We start from the raw sequence: 21,182 nt of genomic DNA, 5'->3' as shown, positions 1-21,182 counted from the left end.
ATAAAAAGATACTACCGAAGTATCAGGGATCTCACAAAAATCCAGTTCTAATTTATTTCCAACCTTCTTTCCGAAAGGACATCGCTAAAGAATGGAATACAAAAGATTCTGGGACTCCCCGGAAGAACTCTCAATGTGGGAACTCACACGATCTTCGATGATACGAAAAATCTGAAATTTTGCAAATCGGCGGATGGATATCCGCGACCCCGAAAACTTTTTTTTGAACTCCCGAAAGAAACCCAAATGCGGGAACTCACACAAAGATTAAAATTCGCAAAAAAGATTTTTATCTTCTTTCTCGATTTTGCGATGATTCTTGATGGAAAACAAAGGACAAATCCGCTTCCTTACATAAAAAAAAGGATTCGTTTCCGAATCCTTTTTACTTTTTTATAATACGTCAAACGCGAGTTTTATAGCTCGCTCGAAACGTTCTTAAAAAATCCTTTTTAGGATTTACGATCGGTTCCACCGATTCTCGGAGCAGCCGCGCTGGAACCACTTTGTCCATAAACGGAGACGGCTTGTTTGGGAAGACTGGATCTTCTCCACTCAAACCAAGAACCTTGATACGTGTGAACATCCAAATAACCGACCTCGCGTAACATCAATGCAAGAAGGGAAGATCTCGCGCCGTTGTAATCGTAAATCACGGTGGTCCGTTCCGCCATGAACGGAAACGATCTCAGCTTTTTGTTAAACTGAGTTTTTTCGATCAGATTTCCCTGACCGTCATAAAGAATTCTCCAGTCCCAAAGAAAGGCTCCGGGAAGACGGCCGCACAAAGAACCGGGTTCCGGAGCCGTGAGTCTTGGAAGTTTTCCTTCGTATTCTTCCTGAGTTCTCGTATCAAAAATTTGAAGACGAGTTAAATTCTTTTCAAGGAAAGCCTTATCCACCACTCCTTCGAGTTTTTTCGGTTTGTCTCCGGGGCCGACCTCTATTTCTTTCGAACCTTTTTCCAAAGCCACTCCCTGGGAAGGCCAACGGCTCCCATAGAGAAAAGCGTTCTGATATCCGGCGGCTCTCAAAAGAAAAACCATTCTCGACGCAAACATACCCATTCCTTCATCAAAGGCGATAACACGCGTCGATCCTTCTTTCTGTATGAGTTTCAAAATTTCTTCTATGGGACCGGTCATCTTCTTTTGAGATTCCGGATCCGATGCGAATGCCTTCTTAATAAAAGGAAAGCTATAGGCTCCTCTCAGAGTAGATTCTTGATAAGCCGCAGACGAACGGCAATCGATCAAAAAGTCTTTCTCGTTGAGATCAGTTTTAATAAAATTCCAGCTGGACAAGCTAACCTACCCTATCTATCGAAATGAGTCTTATTCTTTGGATTTAACCATTATTTTTAGCCAGAGATTTCCGATGTACTTTTTTTTAAAAAAGATTAGAATTTTGGGACATAAGAGAAGAATAAAAATCATCCTCTTCGTTGATCGCCGATCATCCGAAATCGGGAAGAATCTCGGAATTCTTCTCTAAAAACAAATCCGAAATCGATTTCGTCGATCTCTTTGCCAGAGAGGATTTAATATCGGGGGGAGCAAAGACCGATATTCTTAACAATGATAAGAGAATTCAGGAAAGATCGTACTCTGAGATCCGATTCTTCGAAAAAATTTCGAAAGAAATGGATTCCCTTTGTCTGGATTCTTCTTTTCCTCATCCTGAATTCGCGCAGAATTTCCGCCGAACCCGATCCAACGCGCGGCGCGCAGGAAGAATTCAAACTCTTTCTCAAAGAATTTCAGAAAAGCCCTTCGGAATTTTTAGCCGTATCTTTTCGAAGAAAACACAATTCAGTTCCCGTAAGTCCTTGCATATTTGAAGAATCCGGTCGTTTTGAAAAAGTGATTTATCTCTCTTACAATTGTAAGGAGGAAAAATTTCCCGGTTTTATCTATCTCGGTTCTCAGTGGAGTTCTTGGAAAAACAATCCCGAAAGAATTTCTCTGGGTGAAGTTTTAAAAATCGGTAAGAAAGTCTATCTCGAAGTAAAACCTTCCTACGATCTCGGAGTCGAAGAACATTCTTCTTGGGATCCGAAAAAGAAACCGAACAAAGAAACTCATTCCGAAAAAATCCGTCCTCCAAAAGACTATAAGGACAACTTCGGTCTCCAATATTTCTTAAGCATCGCCAAACACCCGGCGAAAAGAAGCTTAAATTCCGGAAAGGAAATTTTCTTCGATTCTTCTTGTCCTCTTATCTTTTTAAAAAAGGATTCCGATTTTTACTGGGACAAGGCCACGTATTTTTCGTTTCAGGCGAGTTGTATTCCTTCTTCTCCGTATTCTTTTATCCGTATCAAATCCGACTTCTTGGGAAAAATCCGTCTGGATGATAAGGACACGGATCAGATCCAGGAAGGAGCGAAATATCTCGGAAAATTGAAAATCCATTCCATCGAACCGGATAAAATCGTCTGGCAAGACGCGGAAATCTACAATGAATAAAAATACGCTTCACAATATTCTACTTTTCTTAAGTATCACTTTGGGTTCCTCTCTTTCCGCTCAAAACGGAAATTCCGCAGACTTAAAGGCCCTACTCGACAGCGTCGTAATCATCCGTAGCGACACGTTTTCCGAAAAGGAAGAACAATCCGGTTATTCGGAAAAGTCCATCAACCGGGACGCCGGCACAGGTATGATCATCTCTGGAAACCGAATTCTTACGAACGCTCACGTGGTTTCCAATTCGAGTTATCTCAAGGTGAAACATTTTAATTCGAGCAAATTTTACAAAGCAAAAGTTCAATACATCGGCTTCGACTGCGATCTCGCGATCCTACAAGTCGAGGACGAAGAATTTTTCAACGGGATCGAAGCCTTGGAAATCGCCGAGAACTCCCCCGCGCTCGGAAGTAATCTTTTGATCTTAGGTTATCCTGGAGGAGACGACAATATCACATTAGAAAACGGGAATGTTTCCCGATTCGAAAGGGTTCGTTATTCCTTTACAGGTTTGGATTATAGAAAGGCGATTCGAGTCAATGCAAACATCGTTCCCGGTTATTCCGGCGGCCCGGCGATCCAAAACGGAAAAGTTTCGGGGGTTACGTTTCAAGTCAGTCAATCGCAAGGCAACGTGGCTTATCTGATTCCGCCGGAAATTATCAATCACTTCCTAAAGGATGTGGAAGACGAAACGTATCACGGTTTTCCATTTCCGGGTTTTAGTTTTCAAAACGGCTATTCTTCTTCCTTAAAAAACTATCTCAAAATTCCGGAAGGATTGAACGGAATTTTGATCAATACGGTTTATCCGGATTCTTCTTTTTCGGATCTTTTAAAACCGGAGGATTTCGTTTATAAAATCGACGAAGCCTACTTGAACGACGAAGGCGGAATTTTGGATCCGAGCGGCGTTTTTATAGGCGAGATGATCGAGAACAAGTTCATCGGCGATCCGGTTAAGATCTTCTTTTATCGAAACGGAAAAAATTACAAAGTGGAAGGTACTCTCAAACGTGTCCCTTCTCTGGATCTTTACAGACAACAAGGAAGCGGAACTAGTTTTCTTTCCGGCGGTTTTTTGTTTCAACCCGTGAACCGCGCGCTCGCAGGAGGAGATTCCAAACGTCTGGAAAGTTCCCTTCGTTATCACTACAGTTATTATATCCAAGACGAACTCTATCGATTTACGGACCGCGACATCATTCTTTCCGGAGTTTATCCGGACCCTTTGAATTCTAAATATGCGGGTTATCGTTATAAGATCTTAGAATCCATCAACGATCGAACTCCTTCGAGTCTGGAGGATTTTAAATCCCTCTGGAAAAAATTCTACGGTGGAACGATCAGCCTGAAATTTCGAGGTGTGAATCTTCCGATCGTTCTCGACCGGGAAACCCTAGACCGGATCAATGTCCGCATCAAAAAACGCTTCGACGCGGAGGCGGACGAATGATCGTATTCCAGTTTTTATCCAGACATCTTTGTTTTAGAATGTTGCCGGTTTTTCTTCTGGCTTTTTTGTTTTCAGATTCTCTGAATGCGGAGACGATCCTCGTTCACTTTCGTAAGTTTTCGCATCAGAATCCTTGGCAAAAAGGCGCGCACTATGAAAGAAAAGTTCCGGCTATCATCGCGAATCCGGATTTTATTCTCGCGTTACTTCCTCCGGGAGAACTTCCTCTTTTTTCCGAAATGAATCCGGAAACAAAACCGGGAACCCGTTTGTATATTTTCAAACACGATCCGGAGACGGGCCTCGCGCTTTTTTCCCAAAGAGGAAAATTCTCCGAAAAAAAACGCGCTCATTTCGCAGGCGTCCACCAATCCGGGTGCTCTCATTTTTTTCCGAAGTTGGAATGGGCCAATCCGGATTTTTCACATTCGATCCTTAGGATGAGTAAACATCAAAAAGAGGAATCGAGTGAAAGAAAATTCTTATATTCTAAAAATGGAATCTGCGGTTATTCGGACGGCCGTTGGAACATTCCCTCGGAATATCTAAGTTCCTTTCTTCTCGGAGCTTCGAGCAATCCGATCACTCATCCTGGATTTTATTTCGACGACGCGCTCACGGTTCCTGAAAAAAACTTCTATTTTCCCGATTCTTCCCACGGAATCGTAGTTTCGGAAGTACTTCCGGGAATCGGCCCGGTCCACAATTTATTTCCGGGCGACGCGATCTATAGCATCAACGGTCAGGGATTTTCCACTCCTCCGAACCGTCAGGAAGTTTATTCGAGAATTCTTTCCCGAAATCATCATCATTCTCCGCCGGGAACTCAAATCACCTTCGGAATTTTTCGCGCCGGGAAAAAAAGGGAAATCTCCTACAATCTAAAACCGTATACGGAAGAATTCTTTTTTATCCCTTCCAAGTCCGGAAACAAACCTCCTTCTTATCTCATCGCAGGAGGTCTTTTTTTCACCGAACTCACGGGAGCGTATTTGAAGGAATCCGGCGATAAATACAGAGAGAATTCGGATAAAAAACTTCTCTACCTCTACGAATCCTATAACAAGAAATCGCACCCGGAAAAAAACCGTCTCGTCTTTATCAGCAGAGTGTTCCCGGACGCGGAAAACCAAGGATTTCACGATTTCCAAGACCAAATCTTAGAATCCGCAAACGACAAACGTGTACGTTCTCTCGCGGATTTAAAGGAAATCTTAAATGAAAGTAAGGACGAATTCGTAGTTTTTCGTTTTTCAGGCAATCGGATTGCGACGTTTCAAAAAGAACAATTGCAATCCCTAAATCAGAAGATTCTTTCAAACTATAATCTGGACAAACTCGACAATTTAGACTGATAATCTCTTGACGGATCCATTCCGAAAATGTAATTTTTGATTCCGGAATGATCCTATGCGAATCCTATTCTTAGATGACGAAGAAGTAATTCGAGATTTATTCCGAGAAATATTCGGTTCCTTGCATGATCTTACTTTGGCAGGAACGGCCGAAGAAGCCCTGGAAATCTGTAAAAACCACTCTTTTGATCTGATCGTGACCGACGTTCGGCTTCCAAAGATGAGCGGAATCGACTTTGTTTCCAGACTCAGAGATATGGGAGTCGAAACTCCTTTTATCGTAATCACCGGAAATCAGGACATCGACGTTTCGATCCGCGCTCTTCGTCTCGGGGCAGTCGACTTTTTTATCAAACCGTTTCGAATGGACGCGATCCGTCATTCTCTCCAGAAATTCGAGAATCTTTTTATTTCCAGCCAGGAATTGATCAGTAAGAATCACTTTCAACTCACCGAATCCAAACAACAATTCGCGATCAAGCCGAGCCTTAAAAATCTAAATCAATACGTGAATCTCGTGATGCGTTCGATTTCCCTGATTCCCGGGATTCATACGGACGATATTTTAGCGATCAAACTCGCTTTGTATGAACTTCTCGGCAATTCGATCGAACACGGTTCCGCGGGCATCAACTACGAAAAGAAATCAACGCTTCTTTCCTCGGACGTAAATTATTTTGATCACGTGGATAAAATCTGCGACGCACTCAACGACGTAGTTCAGTTGGAAATCAGTTTTGAAAATCAGAAAATTTACGTTTTGCTAAAGGACCACGGGGCCGGTTTTGATCCTTCGAAAGTTCCCGATCCGGTCACCGACCCGAACGCGAGCCACCTTTCCGGAAGAGGAATCTTTTTGGTGAGAATGAACGTGGATGAGTTGATCTACAATGAAATCGGAAACGAAGTTCGGTTTAGCAAAACTCTAAAAAAAGCCGTGGAAGCTCAATCAAAAGTAAAAACCGGCTGAGAGATAAATTCTGGAATATTCCTTTTTATCGGCTTTTTTTGTCCATTCGTCGAACAGAACTTTCTCCTCTTTTTGAGGGTCCACGATCGCATACGAAAGACTCGTTAGAATATAAGAATGTTCTGATTGAAACCCCGCCGTTCCGATTCCTTCCCAACCCCTTCCCATCGGAGAAGAAGAAGTGAGAATCGTCGCCTGGGCCGTCCATCGTTTCTCCCAAGTTTTACGAGTTCCGGCTTGAAAGAGTTGAAGCCCTTTGTTTTCGTAGTTTGGTCGTAAAGAAGTTCCATCCTCTTGAAAAACGGTTCCCTCTTGGAGCAGCAGACTCTCCATCAATAGAAAGGATGTTTTTCCGCCGTAACCCCTCGGGTCGGTTCGAATTCCGGAAAATCCGTTCGAGTCCGAATCGGTTTTCAGGTTCGGATCCTTCGATGTATAAAGGCCTCCTAGAAAGTAAGTAGCCTCCGATCTTTCCCAGTTTAGCTTCGATCCGAGCAGAGTTCCAAAAGTCGACAACGAAGTCCCGTAACTCTGAAACGCATTTGTTCCATATTCCCGAAAACCGCTCACGACGATTCCGTCCAGATCCAAACTCCATCCGGAAATTTTCGCCGTTGAAACTTCGAATCCATAGTATTGGTAACGACCGTAAGGACGAAGCGGACTTTCCTTTTGAAACAAATCCCCTTTGATCGCTTCTTGTCTCGACTCTTGATAGAGATAGTAGAATATTCTAAAATTCTCAATTCCTAATTTTTCAGAGAGGGATAAACTTCCTCCCGAAATTCTTCGGGGAGATTCGTCCGGATTTTTTTCGGAATACAAATTCGAGTTTTGCATCCGCGCCCCGATCGCGGAAAAGGAAAGCCCGATCGGCTTCCACCTCGCTAAAAATTCTCCGTAGTTTAAAAATCCCACAAAAAGAAATCCGTTTCGATCGAGTCTTTGATAGCCCCTTCCGGCTTCGATTCCGATCCTCCACGTCGGAGTTTCCCATCCGCTCAGATACAAAACTTCCCCGTCCGCGCCTCTCGTTACCGTTTTGGTTCCAAGGATCGATTCCTCGTATTGGATAAACGGAGAGATTAGAATTTTCTGATAGAATCTGTTTTTTTTCTGCGCCCATCCGAACTCGGGACTTACGGTCCCTCTCGAAAAACTTCTCTGAGCCTGCTCTTCCCTTTTTCCGCCGTTTTGCGTAAGTCCTCTGTAAATTACGGCGGCGTTGAGATAAAAAGAAGAATCGTTTTTTTTTGAATCTGGATCTTGGCCCGTGGAATGTTCCGGTTTCAAATTCGAACCGGTAGAATACGATCCTTCTTTTTCGACTTGTACATCGGTTTCAAAAACGTTCTCCGTTTCTTTTTTTGTAGAATCGGAAGTTTCTTTTTTGGGAAATGTAAACCTTCCCTTTCCTTTGAGTTCCCTCTTCCCTTCCTGCAAAAAAAGAAGATCGTCCAGCCTATATTCCGGAAAGGATTCGGAGTTCATCGTCGAAAAGGGCAATACGATCCAAATCAGAAAGATGAATTTTCGATGAATGTTTTTTTTGTTTCGGTTCCGCGGTAGGGATCGACGCGGGATCAATAAATTGATTGTTAGATTCAGATTCCCTAAATTAGAAATTCTGAATTTATTGATCGGAGCGAAGAGCCCGGTCCGCGCAGCGGAACCGCCCCGATTTTTTCCTTCGAGGAAAACCCGTTTGTCATCTCCGGAAGAATGCAAGAAAATATCCGGTCAGTATGAGCCAGGATACGATCTGACCCAAAAAGTAGGAAGACGCGGCCCCAGTCGGTCCGTATTCGGGGATCAACAAATTGGCGAGCACAAGTCCGCAAACCAATCGTAATAACGCTAAGAAAGCGAGCATCCTCGGTTGCCCAAGCGCGAATAACGCAATTCCCAACGGTGAAAACACGAGTTGTAACATATAGTTCGGATAGAGGATCTGAAATACTCCGATTGAATCCGCGTATTTTCCTCGAAACAATAGATTTAAGATCCATTCCGCGAGAAAAAATCCGGGCGACAACAATACCGCCATTCCTACCGCGAGGAGCATCGACTTCCAAAGAAACTTCGGAAATTCCTCCGAATCCACGAGGCGGGACAGTTTTGGATAAATGAGAGAATTGATCACCGAAAACAAAATCACAAATCCGCTGAACAACTGTAAGGCGGTCCCATAGACCGCCGCCGACTCCTGGGAATGATACCACTTTAAAAAGAAAATCTCCATCCGATCCGAAATCATCGCGAATATCGACGCCAAAAACGCGTATCCGTTAAACGAAGTCAAAGTGGACGTCATCTCCTTCACCTGCTCCCTTGCCCCGCTCCAGTAGAGTTGATTTCTCGGAAACACAAAGAAAAAAAGAACCAATACGAACAGAGGAGAAGCCGTAAAGATCGCGAGGATGTCCAGATGTCCGAGCGCCCTTTGGAATAAATGATCGGCCGCATACAACACAAGAAGCCTCACCAGATTCGGAAGCGGATTCCAAAACGACAAAGATATATAATTTCCAAAACAGATAAAGATACTTTCAAAAAAAGAATTGAACGATAGGACAAAACTCCCCAATACGAGAAGCGCGATTACAATCGAACTCTCTCTCAAAAGTACGGCGCCGATCAGACTGATCAAAACAAGCGCCCCCAGAGCTCCCAATTTGATCCACATCGAAGAAGACAATAAAACCCCGATCTTTTGTTTGTCTCCCGTGACCGGAGCTAAAAATTTCACCAAAGCGGCCGGAAGTCCGAATTCGGCGATCGCAAGAAGCACCGGTAAAAATCCGGCGTAGTATTGAAAAAGTCCGTTCTCGCTTTTTGTGAGTATGTTTACGGAGTAAACCATAAACACAAGATTGAGTAGAGAGGAGATCGCTTTGGAAATGCTGACAAACAGGGAGGATTTAAACATTCCGGATTTCCGGAACTGAACCACAAGGTTAGAAACTTTTTTCACCTTCCCTGAAAGTTTTAACATTCTATTTTTTGAAATCTGTTTTCTCTCTCCAAAGCGCCAATAGATAAACGGAGAAAAAACCGATGTAACTGCTAACGATCCCGTACCTGAGATATCTTGCAACCGGATTTTCTGGGAGAAACTTTTGCACGAGAACACCCGGTAAAAAGTAAAAAAGCAAAACTCCCACGATCAAAATCCCCGTTCTTTTTCCGGTTTCATTCCAGGTTTTCATCGGCTTCCAATCCAAGGAATGATATTTCGATATCAGAATTCCGATCGCAAATCCGGCAAGCGCTCCACAAGCCGAAATCACTTGCTCGTAAGACTTCACTTTTTCAATCCCATTCTTCTCCGAATACAAAAGAACCGATGGAAGAGTCACCACTACGATGATCAGAGATAAAGTTTTTGTATTGGAAAGATTCTGCCCCGGAAACGGACGCGGAGCTTCGAGCTCCGGAACCATTCGAAACAAAAGTTGAACCGATAATAGTCCGAGAAGTCCCAAAACGAATCCCCCCAATACGTCTCCCGGAAAATGAACTCCCGCATACATTCTAGAAAACGGCATCAGAAGAATTACGATTCCCGAAAGCCATTGAAGCGGTTTCGATTTCGAATTGAGAAGAAGAAGACCCCAGATCACAACCGAAGTCTGCACGTGACCCGATGGAAATCCGTATGCAAATTCCGTTAAACTTCCGGGACCGATCCAAGCAAGCAAGGGTCTCGGACTTTCAAAATAGGCTTTCGCGAGTCCGTTTACGATTCCGGAAGTAAGAAGTCCCACTCCGAGTCGTATCCCAAGTTTGCGATCCCAGAAAATATAAACGCTCGAAAGAAGAATCATAAAAAAAAGATTCCCTCCGAGATGATGAAACAAAAGACTCACCCAACCCAAGGTCGGAGCCAGAGAAGCCCCAGCCCCGCGTAACGTTTCTAAAAAACCATTCCCAAACCAAAAAGAGTCTTGAAACCAACTCATACTTTCACCTTTCTCCTAACGTATTTCTTTTCGAAATCGATCCCGAATTCGGATTTTTTTTACGCTCTTTCCTTTTTGATAATACAAGCGGATTCTTCGAAAACGCCGGAAAGTTCAAGCCGCTTTCTAAAAATCCAACTTGATGAATTCGATTCCATTCGGTACAATGAATTCTAAATCCAATATTTATTGAACACTTGTTCTAAAAGCAGTCTTTGCATGGAAACCCAAACAGAATCCGACCTTCTTGAAAGCCTTTTCCTCATTCCCAGAGAACCCGTAAAACAATTTCTCAGAACCCTTCTCAACCTCGTTTATTCGGTGGAAGTTACGGGCCTCGAAAACGTTCCCGAATCCGGCGGCGCCGTTCTCATTTCCAATCACACCGACAACCTGGATGTGATCGTACAAGGTACGTCGGTTTTAAGAAAAGTGATTTATCTCGGAAAATACGAATTGTTTCATCCTCAGGAAACCGTCCTCGAACTTCTTAACGATCCGGATTCTCCCTTAAATACGTTTCCCCTAAGTCTGATGAAACAAACTCTTGTCACCGCACTCAACGCTCTCGGCGGAATTCAAGGAAAACAATTGATGCACTGGGGAGGTCATCCCATCCTAAGAGCGCATAACGTGAAGGACGCGAAGTCCGCCGCGACCTATTACGAAAACCTGGAAAACTATATGGTGGAGTTGATCCAAAAAGGGGAACTTATCTCGGTATATCCGCAAGGGACCAGAGTCGAAAACTTGGAACCCGGCTCCTTCAAGGCCCTATCCGCAAAACTCGCGATCCGCGCCGGAGTTCCCATCATCCCGAGCGGGATCAACGGAGCCTGGAGAATGTTAAAACCGGAATCCTTTCTGACAGGAAAAGCTTTCGGTTCCAAAATCACTTACAATATCGGAAAACCCATCTATCCGGATCAGTTTCCAAAAGAACCCCTAAAAAAAGCCGCAAAAATGGTCACTGAAGAATTAGAGAACCGCGTGAGAAAACTCATCGACTCTCCCGAAAGCTAAATTCAATTTTTTGAATCTATTATAGAAGAATCAATATGGAAACACAAGTCTACACTCCCAAATACAAGGTTCGTTTTATCACGGCGGCCTCCCTTTTCGACGGACACGACGCGTCGATCAACATCATGAGGAGAATTCTGCAAGCCTCCGGAGTGGAAGTCATTCATCTCGGTCATAACCGTTCGGTAAAGGAAATCGTCGAATGTGCGATCCAAGAAGACGCGCAGGGAATCGCGATCACGAGCTACCAAGGCGGTCACGTAGAATATTTCAAATATATGATAGACCTTTTGAAAGAAAAAGGTGCGGCTCATATCAAGGTCTTCGGAGGCGGAGGAGGAACCATTCTTCCATCCGAGATCAAAGAACTCGAAGCCTATGGAGTCGCAAGAATCTATTCTCCGGACGACGGAAGAGAACTCGGATTGCAAGGAATGATCAACGACCTCATCTCCAAATCCGACTTCATCCCTCCTCTGAGTTTTAACGGAACCCTACACGCATCTCTCAAAGAAAAAAATCCGCTTGCGATCGCACAAACGATCACTTTGGTCGAAAACACTTTTGAAAGAGAAGAATTGGAAAAGTCGGCTCTCACCGAAAAACTTCAGTTCCCCGCCTCCTCCAAAAAAGTCCCGATCCTCGGAATCACCGGAACTGGAGGAGCGGGAAAATCCTCCCTTACGGACGAACTGGTTCGAAGATTTTTGATCGACTTTCCTGATAAAACGATCGCGATCCTTTCCGTGGATCCTTCCAAAAGAAAAACCGGAGGGGCGCTTCTCGGGGATAGAATTCGAATGAATTCGATTTCTCACGAAAGGGTTTATATGAGATCCTTCGCTACGAGAGAAGCAAACATTGCGCTTAACAAAAACGTTAAACGGAGCATTGAAGTTTTAAAAAGTGCGGGTTTTGATCTGATCATCGTAGAAACCGCGGGGATCGGTCAGAGCGATTCCGAAATCACCGAAGTCGCCGACGTTTCTCTTTACGTGATGACCCCCGAATACGGAGCCGCTACCCAGCTCGAAAAGATCGACATGATCGACTACGCCGACTTAATCGCGATCAACAAGTTCGACAAACGAGGCGCGCTCGACGCGATTCGAGACGTTAAAAAACAATACCAAAGATCCAGACAGCTGTTTCAAGAAAACGTGGATACGATGCCCGTCTTTGGAACGATCGCTTCTCAGTTCAACGATCCGGGAACAAACAGTCTTTATAGCAACGTCATTCACGCGGTTTCCGAAAAGTTAGAACTCGGATGGACGAGTACCTACGGAAAAGAGGCCGGAATGAGCGAAAAGATCTTCATCATTCCTCCGGACCGGGTGCGTTACTTGGCGGAGATTCGCGAAGAATGCAACCGTTACGACCAGATGACCGAAAAGGAATCCTCAAAAGCGAGAAAACTCTTTCAGCTCGCCGGCGCACAGGAAGTCCTAAAGTCCTCAGGTCAGGACACAAAAATTATAGAATTAGAATATTCTAAAATTGAAAGTTCTCTGAGTGCGGAGGCAAAACAGATTCTCGCAACCTGGGAAGAAAAGTTAAAAAACTACCAGGGAGAAAGTTTTACTTATAAGGTCCGAGACAAAGAGATCAAGGTCGCAAACAAAACGGAATCTCTGAGTCATTTACAAATCCCTAAGGTGGCGACTCCTAAGTTCAAGGACTGGGGAGAAATCGTTCGCTGGTCGTTTCAGGAAAATTTTCCGGGAGAATTTCCTTATACCGCCGGCGTGTTTCCTTTTAAAAGAACCGGAGAAGACCCGACCCGTATGTTTGCGGGAGAAGGTGGTCCCGAAAGAACCAACGCGCGCTTTCACTACGTTAGTTTGGGAATGCCCGCACAACGTCTTTCCACCGCCTTCGATTCTGTGACACTCTACGGAGAAGATCCGGGAGAAAGACCGGACATCTACGGAAAGATCGGGAACTCGGGCGTGAGCATCGCGACGCTCGACGACGCTAAAAAACTCTATTCCGGTTTTGATCTCTGCAACCCTACTACTTCGGTTTCGATGACAATCAACGGTCCGGCTCCGATGGTCCTCGCTTTTTTTATGAACACGGCGATCGATCAAGCCTGCGAAAAATATATCAAAGCGCAAGGAATCGAAACGGAGATTCGTAAAAAGATAGAATCGATCTACAAAGAAAAAAATCTTCCGGTTCCCAAATACAACGCGGCGATCCCCGAAGGAAACGACGGTCTCGGTTTGATGCTTCTCGGAGTCACGGGAGATCAGGTTTTGGAAAAGGAAGTTTACGAGGCAATCAAAAAAGAAACTCTAAAAGTAGTCAGAGGAACGGTGCAAGCCGATATTCTCAAAGAAGATCAAGCTCAAAACACTTGTATCTTCTCGACGGAATTCGCGCTGAAGATGATGGGAGACATTCAGGAATTTTTTATCACAAAACAAGTGAGAAACTTTTATTCGGTTTCCATCTCGGGTTATCATATCGCGGAAGCCGGAGCGAATCCGATCACACAGGTCGCGTTCACTCTTGCAAACGGCCTGACTTATGTGGAATATTTTCTAAGTAGAGGAATGAAAATCGACGACTTCGCACCCAACCTTTCCTTCTTCTTTTCGAACGGAATCGATCCGGAATACGCGGTCATAGGACGAGTTGCGAGAAGAATCTGGGCTAAGGCAATGAAATACAAATACGGAGCCAACGAACGTTCTTCGATGCTCAAGTATCATATTCAGACATCGGGAAGATCCCTACACGCGCAAGAGATCGCATTCAACGATATCCGAACCACCTTACAAGCGTTATACGCAATCTTCGACAACTGTAACTCCCTACATACGAACGCCTATGACGAAGCGATCACGACCCCGACGGAAGAATCCGTTCGTAGAGCGATGGCGATTCAGCTCATCATCAACCGCGAATTCGGACTCGCAAAAAACGAAAACCCGGGACAAGGCGCCTTTATCATCGAAGAACTGACCGACTTGGTCGAACAAGCGATCCTGGAAGAATTCCATAGAATTTCCGAAAGAGGAGGAGTTCTCGGAGCGATGGAGATGATGTATCAGAGAAACAAGATCCAAGAAGAATCTCTCTATTACGAATCTCTAAAGCACAATGGAGAATTTCCCGTAATCGGAGTAAACACGTTCTTAAGCAAGGAAGGATCTCCTACGATCATTCCCGAAGAAGTGATTCGTTCGACCGACGCCGAAAAACAGGATCAGATCAAGGCCCTGAGAGAATTTCAGGAAAGAAATAAAAACGTGAGCGCGCTCCGTCTGGAAGAGTTGAAAAAAACGAGCCTCACTAACGGTAACATCTTTCAAGAGTTGATGGAAACTTCCAAAGTCGCTTCTCTCGGTCAGATGACCCATTCTCTCTACGAGGTCGGCGGACAGTATCGTAGAAGTATGTAAGAAAGTCACATTCTAAATTTAGAATATTGATTCTAAATCGGAATCAATATTCTATAACGATAAATTTAAATTCTCCGGAAATAAAGCCTAACAAGCGAGCGGCCTATCGGTTTTATTTTTTTTGAACTCATTTTGCCTTTTTTGATTGACTAAATCCACAAACTCGGATCTCATTCGCCTTCTACGTTTCAAAAAATATATCCGTTAGAGAGTCGAGTTTTCTTCATTCAAATTAGAACTGGAGAAAATTTATGAAGAGAAGATGGGATAAATCCAGGATCCGTTTCCTTTTTCGGAAAGCCGGGATTACAATATTGGTCACGTTCGCCCTGTTCGTTACTCAGTCCGTGAGTGCGGCCTACGAAAGAACGGTTTTAACTTACGATGTGATCGGTCGTAATTTTTATACCGGAGAGACAACTCACTACTCATTAAACGTAATCAAATACAAGAAAACGGGGATCATCTTAGATCCAAAACTGAAAAGTGTTTTGTGTGTTCACGGTTTCGGTGACAACAGCACGATCTACGAGCCGCTTGCCAAGGAGTTGATCAATCAGTCTAAGGCTCACACCGTTTACATACTGGATTTACCGGGACATGGGGAAAGTATCGTGGGCCAGGGTTCCGCTTCCTTGCCGAAATATGCAAGCGATCTTACTTTGATTCACTACGCCGATGCGCTTCGCGCTTTGTTATCTCAAATGACAGGGACCGAGGGGAAAAAGATTCATACGATCGTAGGTCATAGTTTAGGCGGACTTGTCATTCAGATCGTTCAAAATCAATTTGTCACAAGAGGCTGGGGTGGAAATCTTCTTTCCAGTTTCGGAATCGAAAATACGATTCTAATCGCAAGTGATATCCCGTCTCCGTTGCCTTGGTATCCGGGAGATACGGATATGAGCGATCCGAATTCCGCCAAAAGTCTGGTCTGGAATTATAAAATTCAAAAGATCGTAGAATTCGAACCCTATCCGCCGGTCTTAGCCTTTGGAAATTTTGTACAAAGCCCGAATGATTTCTTTCTGGGTACGAAATATTCAGTCAACGGTGTGCCCGTATCCGGAGCGCCTACTCCCGGTGAAATTCCGCTCATGAATAATTTGGAGCCGTATCCCGCCGGAGCAAACGTAGTCGGTTTGGATCCATCGGGGGAAACGACCCAATCCCGTCCTCGGATACAAATTTCACCGAATATCTGGGCCGGATTTAATCTCAAAGTTGTATGGCTGGACAAAGACCCATTCTTCAGTCACTCCGAACTACAGGGTTTGGCTCAATATCTCAAAACCGGTTTGGACGTGATTACGATTTCCGATCCTGAGGCGGTACACGGAACTCCGTATTCCAAACCGAGCCTGTTGGTTCCCTTGTTTTGAACTTGCACGGATGGATGTGTCACTTTTATTAAAAGTCGCACTCCAACAATAGGAAGGTTGGATTCTTCCAAAAGAAACGTTTCCGGACTCTTTTGGAAGAACGGTCCAAAACGATCGTTTGTTTTTTCAAAGCAGATTCCTGATACTTCGCGTTCTGAGTCGATTGGAGAAACCATTGGAATTCATTAGAACCTCTGTCTTGTAACGAGGTTCGACGATTTCCAAAACGCAAGTCCCACAAACGGAAATATCTTTCAAGAAAGGGACATTTCCGCACAACCTGCGCCTTTTGGTTTGTTGTAAAAATAACTCTTGTCGAAGGAGATTTTTCGATCCTTGGACGAGGGATTTTTAAAGACCTTAGAAGTAAAATCAAGAGGTCGTAAACAACGGACTGTGATTATGAACCGCCAATTTTTCTTTTTCTTCATTTTAATCGTTTCCTTTCCCCTGTTTTCCGAAACGGAAAATAAGACGATCGAAGAGATCATTCTCAAAAGAAACGAACTCTTCGCCAAACAAGGTCTTAAATTCAAAAACACGAAACTGGATTCTTATTTTAAAAAATTCGACTGGTATCGTCCGAAATCGAAATCCGTAAAGTTGCCCAAACAGGACCAGGAACTCGCCGAAAAATACTTACGTTTGGAAAAGGAGAACTCCCTTCGATACTCCGCGTTTTTATCGAACGGAATTATCTGGGACGATTCTAAATTAGAATATTATGAAAATGTAGAGCGTTCCTTTATCAAAAACGATTCGGTTCAAAACCAAATCGACAAACGAACCGAGGATGTCCCTTATCGTTCCGAAGAGATTTTTATCACCGGGATACGAGTTTCCGGAAAACCGAACGATGAAAAGTTACTCGCTTCGATTCAAACGGCAAAAAGCGGCGAACTCGAATTCAAAAAATATTATACGCTTACACCTTCTCAGGACGGAAAATTCTCCAGAATTTCAGATTGTTCGATGGACTCGATCAACCAGGAGATTTGTTCCACACGGTATGTTTTGGAAAAGGAAAGACTTCTTTCGGTTCTACAAATCGTTCCGCAAACAAGTTACGTTTCCGAGTGGATCTATATCTATCTCGAAGGAAGTCTATTCAGCACGAGATTCTACTTTAAAAGTATGGGGCAAGTGGAAAAGGAAGTAGTAGTCAACAACGAATAAAGCCAAAGCTTCGTTTTCAGAAAGGACTTTATTTTTAGTTTTGTTCACGTTCGGCGATTTTCCGTAGGACGTCCTCGAATTCTCCTTCGAACAAAAGTCCCCGATCTTCGATCGCATACTGCAACATCAAGTTGATGGAATTGCCGAAGTCTTCGTTTAACAAATAACCTTCCTCGTCGATCTCGTAACCCGAAGAATGAGGAAAGGTCCGGATTCTTCCTTTTACGTTTTCGGGCAACGGCGGTAGCGATTTTGCAAAACCGTAAATTTTTTTCCCGAGAGAATAAGCGTAACCGATTTCAAACGAGGTCCCGTCGTCTACGAGCGGACCTCGAAACGGATTACAATTCGCGAGTACGATATCGGCTCTGCGTATCAAATCCAGATTTCCATAAAAAATCCTTCGCGCAAGATCCTGATTTTTTTCCACGTTATCCGGAATTGCGGAATCAAAGGGAGAAAGCGCTAAAAAACCCCGAGATAGACAGAGGGACTTTTTATCCTGAAGAATAGAACCCGCTTCTGGTAAAAAAACTTCCGGTCCAGCAAGATAGATCGTTTTCAAAGCAGATTCGTGATCGCCCCGTTGGACGCGGACTGAACCAACTTCGCGTATTTCGCGAGTACGCCTGACTTGTAACGCGGTTCGATCGGCTTCCAACTTCTCAATCGTTTGTCGATTTCTTCCTGGGAAATCTCCACTTGGAGAAGATTTTTGGACGAATCGATGGTAACTTTATCTCCGTTTTGAACGATCGCGATCGGACCTCCGTCGAACGCCTCCGGTGAAACATGTCCAACCACAAGACCGTGGGTTCCTCCGCTAAAACGTCCGTCCGTCAGAAGTCCGACCTCTTCCCCAAGCCCTTTTCCGACAAGAGCCGAAGTGACCGCGAGCATTTCTCTCATTCCGGGTCCGCCCTTCGGGCCTTCGTAACGAATGATGATAACGTCTCCGGGTTTGATTTGGTCCTTTAGAATCGCGTCAAAACAATCCCCTTCGGATTCAAACACCTTCGCCGGGCCGGTGATCGAAATTTTTTTGAGTCCTGAAATTTTTGCCACGGCTCCTTCGGGCGCCAAGTTTCCCTTAAGAATCACAAGAGGTCCGGACGGATGTAAGGCTTCTGACTTCTTTTTAACGATGGTTTGTCCAGGGACGAGATCCGATACGTCTTTTAGATTTTCTGCAAGTGTTTTTCCGGTGACGGTGAGACAATCTCCGTGGAGCATTCCTTCTTTCAAAAGATATTTCATCACACCCTGAACTCCACCGACTCTATCGAGATCGGTCATCGCGTATTTCCCTCCGGGTTTTAGATCCGCGAGGTGGGGCGTTTTTTTACCAATTCTATCAAAGTCCTCCAGAGTCAGATCGACTCCGATCTCTTTTGCGATTGCGATCAAATGAAGAACCGCGTTCGTGGATCCGCCTAACACAAGAACTACGGTGATCGCGTTTTCAAACGCTTTTTTTGTGAGAATTTTTTTCGGTGTGATGTCCTTTCGGATCAATTCCATCAGAGCCTTTCCCGCCTCGTAACAATCGTTCGACTTTCGCGAACTTACCGCGGGCATGGACGCCGAACCGGGAAGACTCATCCCCAAGGCTTCGATCGCGGAGGACATCGTATTTGCAGTATACATTCCTCCACAACTTCCCGCGCCGGGACAAGCGTTCTCTTCGATTCGGATAAATTCTTCTCTTGAAATTTTTCCCGCGTTGAACTTACCGACCGCCTCGAAAATGGAAACGATATCCACGTCTTGACCGTCGCAGTTTCCCGGAAGAATCGTCCCGCCGTAAACAAAGATGGACGGGACGTTGACGCGGCAAAGAGCCATCAAACAACCCGGCATATTCTTATCACAACCGCCGATCGCGATCACACCGTCATGTCTCATCGCGTTTGAGACGATCTCGATCGAATCCGCGATCACTTCTCTGGAAGGAAGAGAATAGTGCATTCCCTCGTGCCCCATTGCGATTCCGTCCGAGACGGTGATCGTTCCGTAAATCTGAGGCATCCCTCCGGCGGTTCGAACTCCTTCTTTGACTTTTTCCGCGAGTCTGTTGATATGAATGTTGCAAGGAGTGACTTCGCTCCAAGTCGAAGCGATACCGATCATCGGTTTTTGAAAGTCTTCGTCCGTAAACCCGACGGCGCGGAGCATCGCACGATTCGGAGCGCGATTGTCTCCGTCAGTCGTCATAGAACTTCTTTTTTTTAAGGGATCACTCATAGTTTTCAATCCAATCGGAAACCTATCTCCGGTTTAGAAACCGCCTTTTTTGTTTTATGAATCTTTAAAAAGTCGCGAAACCTTCGAGATAGGCGAATGTAAATACCATCCCGCCGATTCTTCCCGCAGTCAAATGGAAAAGTCAAAAACGATCGAAAGAATGTTTCGACTCCGAACGCCGACACTCTCCTATAAATTCGACCTTTTTGTTTCTTCAGAATCGAATCCGATTCTGAAATAGTATAACTTCCGTTTAAAAAAAGAAATACAAACTTTACGGAGTCAAAAAGATGTTTCTCAAAGAATCGAAGTTTCCAAAAGGATGATCGACTCGGTGTCGAAACAATCCAATCTCGAAAATGGAAACGGGAAAAGGTGCGGAGAATTCAGATTGGAAAAATATGTTAAAGTTTTTGGGATGAACGTTTCCGGAAATTGCCATAAGGTAAAATCCATTCTCACACTTTTGGATCTCCCTTTTGAATGGGTGGAACTGGATACTCGAAAAGGGGAAACGAGAACGACAGAATTTTTAAAGATCAATCCTAACGGAAAAATACCGGTGCTTCAACTTATCGACGGAACCAATATCCGGGAGAGCAACGCGATTCTTTATTATCTCGCGAGAGATACAAAATTCTTTTCCAACGATCTTTTGGAACAAACTCGAATCTTAGAATGGCTTTTTTTCGAACAATACAGTCACGAACCGTTTGTAGCCGTCAATCGGTGGCTTCTCAAATTTGTACCGGGAGATACGATCGATCAAAAACAGATCGAAAACAATCACACAAAAGGAATGAAGGCGTTTTCAGTGATGGAGACCCATCTTGCGGATAAGGACTTTTTTGTGGGGAACCGACTCACGATCGCCGATCTTGCGTTATACGCCTATTCACACGTAGCGGAAGACGGAGGTTTTTCCGTAAAAACTTTTCCGTCCGTAGTCAGATGGCTGCAAAACGTGAAGACTTATCCAAAGATGATTTCCATCGATACTTACGAGTAATTTATATGCCTACGATCCTGACTCATACCGCCGTTCCGATTTCTCTCTGGATCGCATTCGGAAAAAAGAGAATCCCGTTCCAACTTCTACTCCTCGGGATTGCATTCTGTGTTCTTCCGGACGCGGACGTAATCGCTTTTAAATTAGGAATTCCTTATGAACACGACCTAGGACACCGAGGTTTGAGTCACTCGATTCTGTTCGCATTCTCACTTTCCATTCTCGCGTATGTTCTCACCCGAAAATTCCAAGTAAAGGCGCGGGTTCTAATTCCGTTTTTATTTTTTTCGATTTTGTCCCACGGACTTCTGGACGCGATGACAAGCGGAGGTTTGGGAGTGGGTTTTCTGATCCCCTATTCTTCCGAACGATTCTTTTTCGACTACAGGCCGATCCGTGTTTCCCCGATCGGAATCAAAAACTTTTTGACTGCGAGAGGATTGGTCGTATTAAAATCGGAATTCTTTTTTGTATGGATTCCTTTGTTCGCAGCTTCATTCGCAATTTTATTGATTCGGCTTCTTTGGGGCAAAAAAAAATAGCAATCAATCGAAACGGGTTTTTCGTTTTGGAAAGAACATTTTTCGATCAAAGAGGATAAAACCGCACTTGGTTAAAATGGAAAAAATCATCATTTCCAATTTCTAAAAAATATCTCTCGCTTTTACGAACTTTCATCCAAAGAACAAAGATCTCACGGGAAGTTTTTCGAAGAAGGATCGCC

The 21,182-nt window shown here is 44.3% G+C and carries 16 protein-coding genes; 10 read left to right on the top strand and 6 right to left on the bottom strand.

From position 1 onward, the window contains the following. Positions 1 to 452: 452 nt before the first annotated feature. The gene (locus JWG45_RS17145; protein WP_205280845.1) at positions 453 to 1,304 is read right to left on the bottom strand and encodes a sulfurtransferase; all 852 of its coding nucleotides are present in this window, start codon (positions 1,302 to 1,304) and stop codon (positions 453 to 455) included. A 273-nt stretch (positions 1,305 to 1,577) separates the two neighbouring features. Here JWG45_RS17145 and JWG45_RS17140 point away from each other — a divergent pair, with 273 nt between their 5' ends. Genes JWG45_RS17140 through JWG45_RS17125 form a run of 4 tightly spaced genes read left to right on the top strand, consistent with a single transcriptional unit; the run spans position 1,578 to position 6,249 of the window. Then, positions 1,578 to 2,468, top strand: a complete 891-nt coding sequence (locus tag JWG45_RS17140) for an LIC11113 family protein (RefSeq protein WP_205280844.1) — start codon at positions 1,578 to 1,580, stop codon at positions 2,466 to 2,468. Continuing rightward, positions 2,461 to 3,924 carry a S1C family serine protease gene (locus tag JWG45_RS17135; RefSeq protein ID WP_205280843.1) on the top strand — a complete coding sequence of 488 codons (1,464 nt, stop codon included), beginning with the start codon at positions 2,461 to 2,463 and terminating at the stop codon, positions 3,922 to 3,924. Before JWG45_RS17140 ends, JWG45_RS17135 begins: the two co-directional genes overlap by 8 nt. Before the next feature lie 38 nt (positions 3,925 to 3,962). Continuing rightward, on the top strand, positions 3,963 to 5,279 hold the full coding sequence (locus tag JWG45_RS17130; protein ID WP_205280851.1) for a S1C family serine protease: 1,317 nt from the start codon (positions 3,963 to 3,965) through the stop codon (positions 5,277 to 5,279). 55 nt (positions 5,280 to 5,334) lie between these two features. Continuing rightward, positions 5,335 to 6,249 (top strand): ATP-binding response regulator, encoded by a 915-nt coding sequence (locus tag JWG45_RS17125; RefSeq protein WP_205280842.1) that lies wholly within the window; start codon positions 5,335 to 5,337, stop codon positions 6,247 to 6,249. Here the strand turns inward: JWG45_RS17125 and JWG45_RS17120 are convergent. Genes JWG45_RS17120 through JWG45_RS17110 form a run of 3 tightly spaced genes read right to left on the bottom strand, consistent with a single transcriptional unit; the run spans position 6,229 to position 10,211 of the window. After that, positions 6,229 to 7,977 carry a hypothetical protein gene (locus tag JWG45_RS17120; protein WP_205280841.1) on the bottom strand — a complete coding sequence of 583 codons (1,749 nt, stop codon included), beginning with the start codon at positions 7,975 to 7,977 and terminating at the stop codon, positions 6,229 to 6,231. The genes JWG45_RS17125 and JWG45_RS17120 overlap by 21 nt on opposite strands. Further along, on the bottom strand, positions 7,958 to 9,244 hold the full coding sequence (locus JWG45_RS17115; RefSeq protein WP_205280840.1) for an oligosaccharide flippase family protein: 1,287 nt from the start codon (positions 9,242 to 9,244) through the stop codon (positions 7,958 to 7,960). The genes JWG45_RS17120 and JWG45_RS17115 overlap by 20 nt, the downstream gene beginning before the upstream one ends. Before the next feature lies 1 nt (position 9,245). Continuing rightward, positions 9,246 to 10,211 carry a phosphatase PAP2 family protein gene (locus JWG45_RS17110; RefSeq protein ID WP_205280839.1) on the bottom strand — a complete coding sequence of 322 codons (966 nt, stop codon included), beginning with the start codon at positions 10,209 to 10,211 and terminating at the stop codon, positions 9,246 to 9,248. Between the two features lie 219 nt (positions 10,212 to 10,430). On the opposite strand from JWG45_RS17110, the gene JWG45_RS17105 reads away from it, so the two are divergent. The 4 genes from JWG45_RS17105 (at position 10,431) to JWG45_RS17090 (ending at position 17,205) form a co-directional block, all read left to right on the top strand. Then, entirely contained in the window at positions 10,431 to 11,234 is an 804-nt protein-coding gene (locus JWG45_RS17105; RefSeq protein ID WP_205280838.1) for a lysophospholipid acyltransferase family protein, read from the top strand. Positions 11,235 to 11,269: 35 nt separating this feature from the next. Then, entirely contained in the window at positions 11,270 to 14,647 is a 3,378-nt protein-coding gene (locus JWG45_RS17100; protein WP_205280837.1) for a methylmalonyl-CoA mutase family protein, read from the top strand. Between the two features lie 251 nt (positions 14,648 to 14,898). Further along, positions 14,899 to 16,029 (top strand): alpha/beta fold hydrolase, encoded by a 1,131-nt coding sequence (locus tag JWG45_RS17095; protein WP_205280836.1) that lies wholly within the window; start codon positions 14,899 to 14,901, stop codon positions 16,027 to 16,029. Between the two features lie 402 nt (positions 16,030 to 16,431). Beyond that, positions 16,432 to 17,205 carry a YARHG domain-containing protein gene (locus tag JWG45_RS17090; RefSeq protein ID WP_205280835.1) on the top strand — a complete coding sequence of 258 codons (774 nt, stop codon included), beginning with the start codon at positions 16,432 to 16,434 and terminating at the stop codon, positions 17,203 to 17,205. Between the two features lie 34 nt (positions 17,206 to 17,239). On the opposite strand, the gene JWG45_RS17085 is transcribed toward JWG45_RS17090, so the two are convergent. Continuing rightward, positions 17,240 to 17,770: a nucleoside 2-deoxyribosyltransferase gene (locus JWG45_RS17085; protein ID WP_205280834.1), complete on the bottom strand. Its 531-nt coding sequence runs from the start codon at positions 17,768 to 17,770 to the stop codon at positions 17,240 to 17,242. After that, positions 17,767 to 19,449, bottom strand: coding sequence for a dihydroxy-acid dehydratase (gene ilvD, locus JWG45_RS17080; protein WP_205280833.1), 1,683 nt, complete (start codon positions 19,447 to 19,449; stop codon positions 17,767 to 17,769). The genes JWG45_RS17085 and ilvD overlap by 4 nt, the downstream gene beginning before the upstream one ends. A 391-nt stretch (positions 19,450 to 19,840) precedes the next feature. Here ilvD and JWG45_RS17075 point away from each other — a divergent pair, with 391 nt between their 5' ends. After that, complete coding sequence (locus tag JWG45_RS17075; protein WP_232380738.1) at positions 19,841 to 20,458, top strand: glutathione S-transferase family protein; 618 nt, start codon at positions 19,841 to 19,843, stop codon at positions 20,456 to 20,458. 5 nt (positions 20,459 to 20,463) lie between these two features. Continuing rightward, complete coding sequence (locus tag JWG45_RS17070; RefSeq protein ID WP_205280831.1) at positions 20,464 to 21,000, top strand: metal-dependent hydrolase; 537 nt, start codon at positions 20,464 to 20,466, stop codon at positions 20,998 to 21,000. The last annotated feature ends 182 nt before the right edge of the window (positions 21,001 to 21,182 follow it).

It is taken from the genome of Leptospira ainlahdjerensis, from assembly GCF_016919175.1.
GTDB lineage: Bacteria > Spirochaetota > Leptospiria > Leptospirales > Leptospiraceae > Leptospira > Leptospira ainlahdjerensis.
The sequence above is the reverse complement of the archived record's forward strand: the minus strand, read 5'-3'. Positions and strand labels throughout refer to the sequence as shown.

Coding starts and splice junctions, on each gene's coding strand:
- JWG45_RS17130 (WP_205280851.1), top strand. CDS start 3,963: ATGTTGCCGGTTTTTCTTCTGGCTTTTTTGTTTTCAGATTCTCTGAAT.
- JWG45_RS17105 (WP_205280838.1), top strand. CDS start 10,431: ATGGAAACCCAAACAGAATCCGACCTTCTTGAAAGCCTTTTCCTCATT.
- JWG45_RS17135 (WP_205280843.1), top strand. CDS start 2,461: ATGAATAAAAATACGCTTCACAATATTCTACTTTTCTTAAGTATCACT.
- JWG45_RS17090 (WP_205280835.1), top strand. CDS start 16,432: ATGAACCGCCAATTTTTCTTTTTCTTCATTTTAATCGTTTCCTTTCCC.
- JWG45_RS17095 (WP_205280836.1), top strand. CDS start 14,899: ATGAAGAGAAGATGGGATAAATCCAGGATCCGTTTCCTTTTTCGGAAA.
- JWG45_RS17125 (WP_205280842.1), top strand. CDS start 5,335: ATGCGAATCCTATTCTTAGATGACGAAGAAGTAATTCGAGATTTATTC.
- JWG45_RS17140 (WP_205280844.1), top strand. CDS start 1,578: ATGATAAGAGAATTCAGGAAAGATCGTACTCTGAGATCCGATTCTTCG.
- JWG45_RS17070 (WP_205280831.1), top strand. CDS start 20,464: ATGCCTACGATCCTGACTCATACCGCCGTTCCGATTTCTCTCTGGATC.
- ilvD (WP_205280833.1), bottom strand. CDS start 19,449: ATGAGTGATCCCTTAAAAAAAAGAAGTTCTATGACGACTGACGGAGAC.
- JWG45_RS17115 (WP_205280840.1), bottom strand. CDS start 9,244: ATGTTAAAACTTTCAGGGAAGGTGAAAAAAGTTTCTAACCTTGTGGTT.
- JWG45_RS17110 (WP_205280839.1), bottom strand. CDS start 10,211: ATGAGTTGGTTTCAAGACTCTTTTTGGTTTGGGAATGGTTTTTTAGAA.
- JWG45_RS17100 (WP_205280837.1), top strand. CDS start 11,270: ATGGAAACACAAGTCTACACTCCCAAATACAAGGTTCGTTTTATCACG.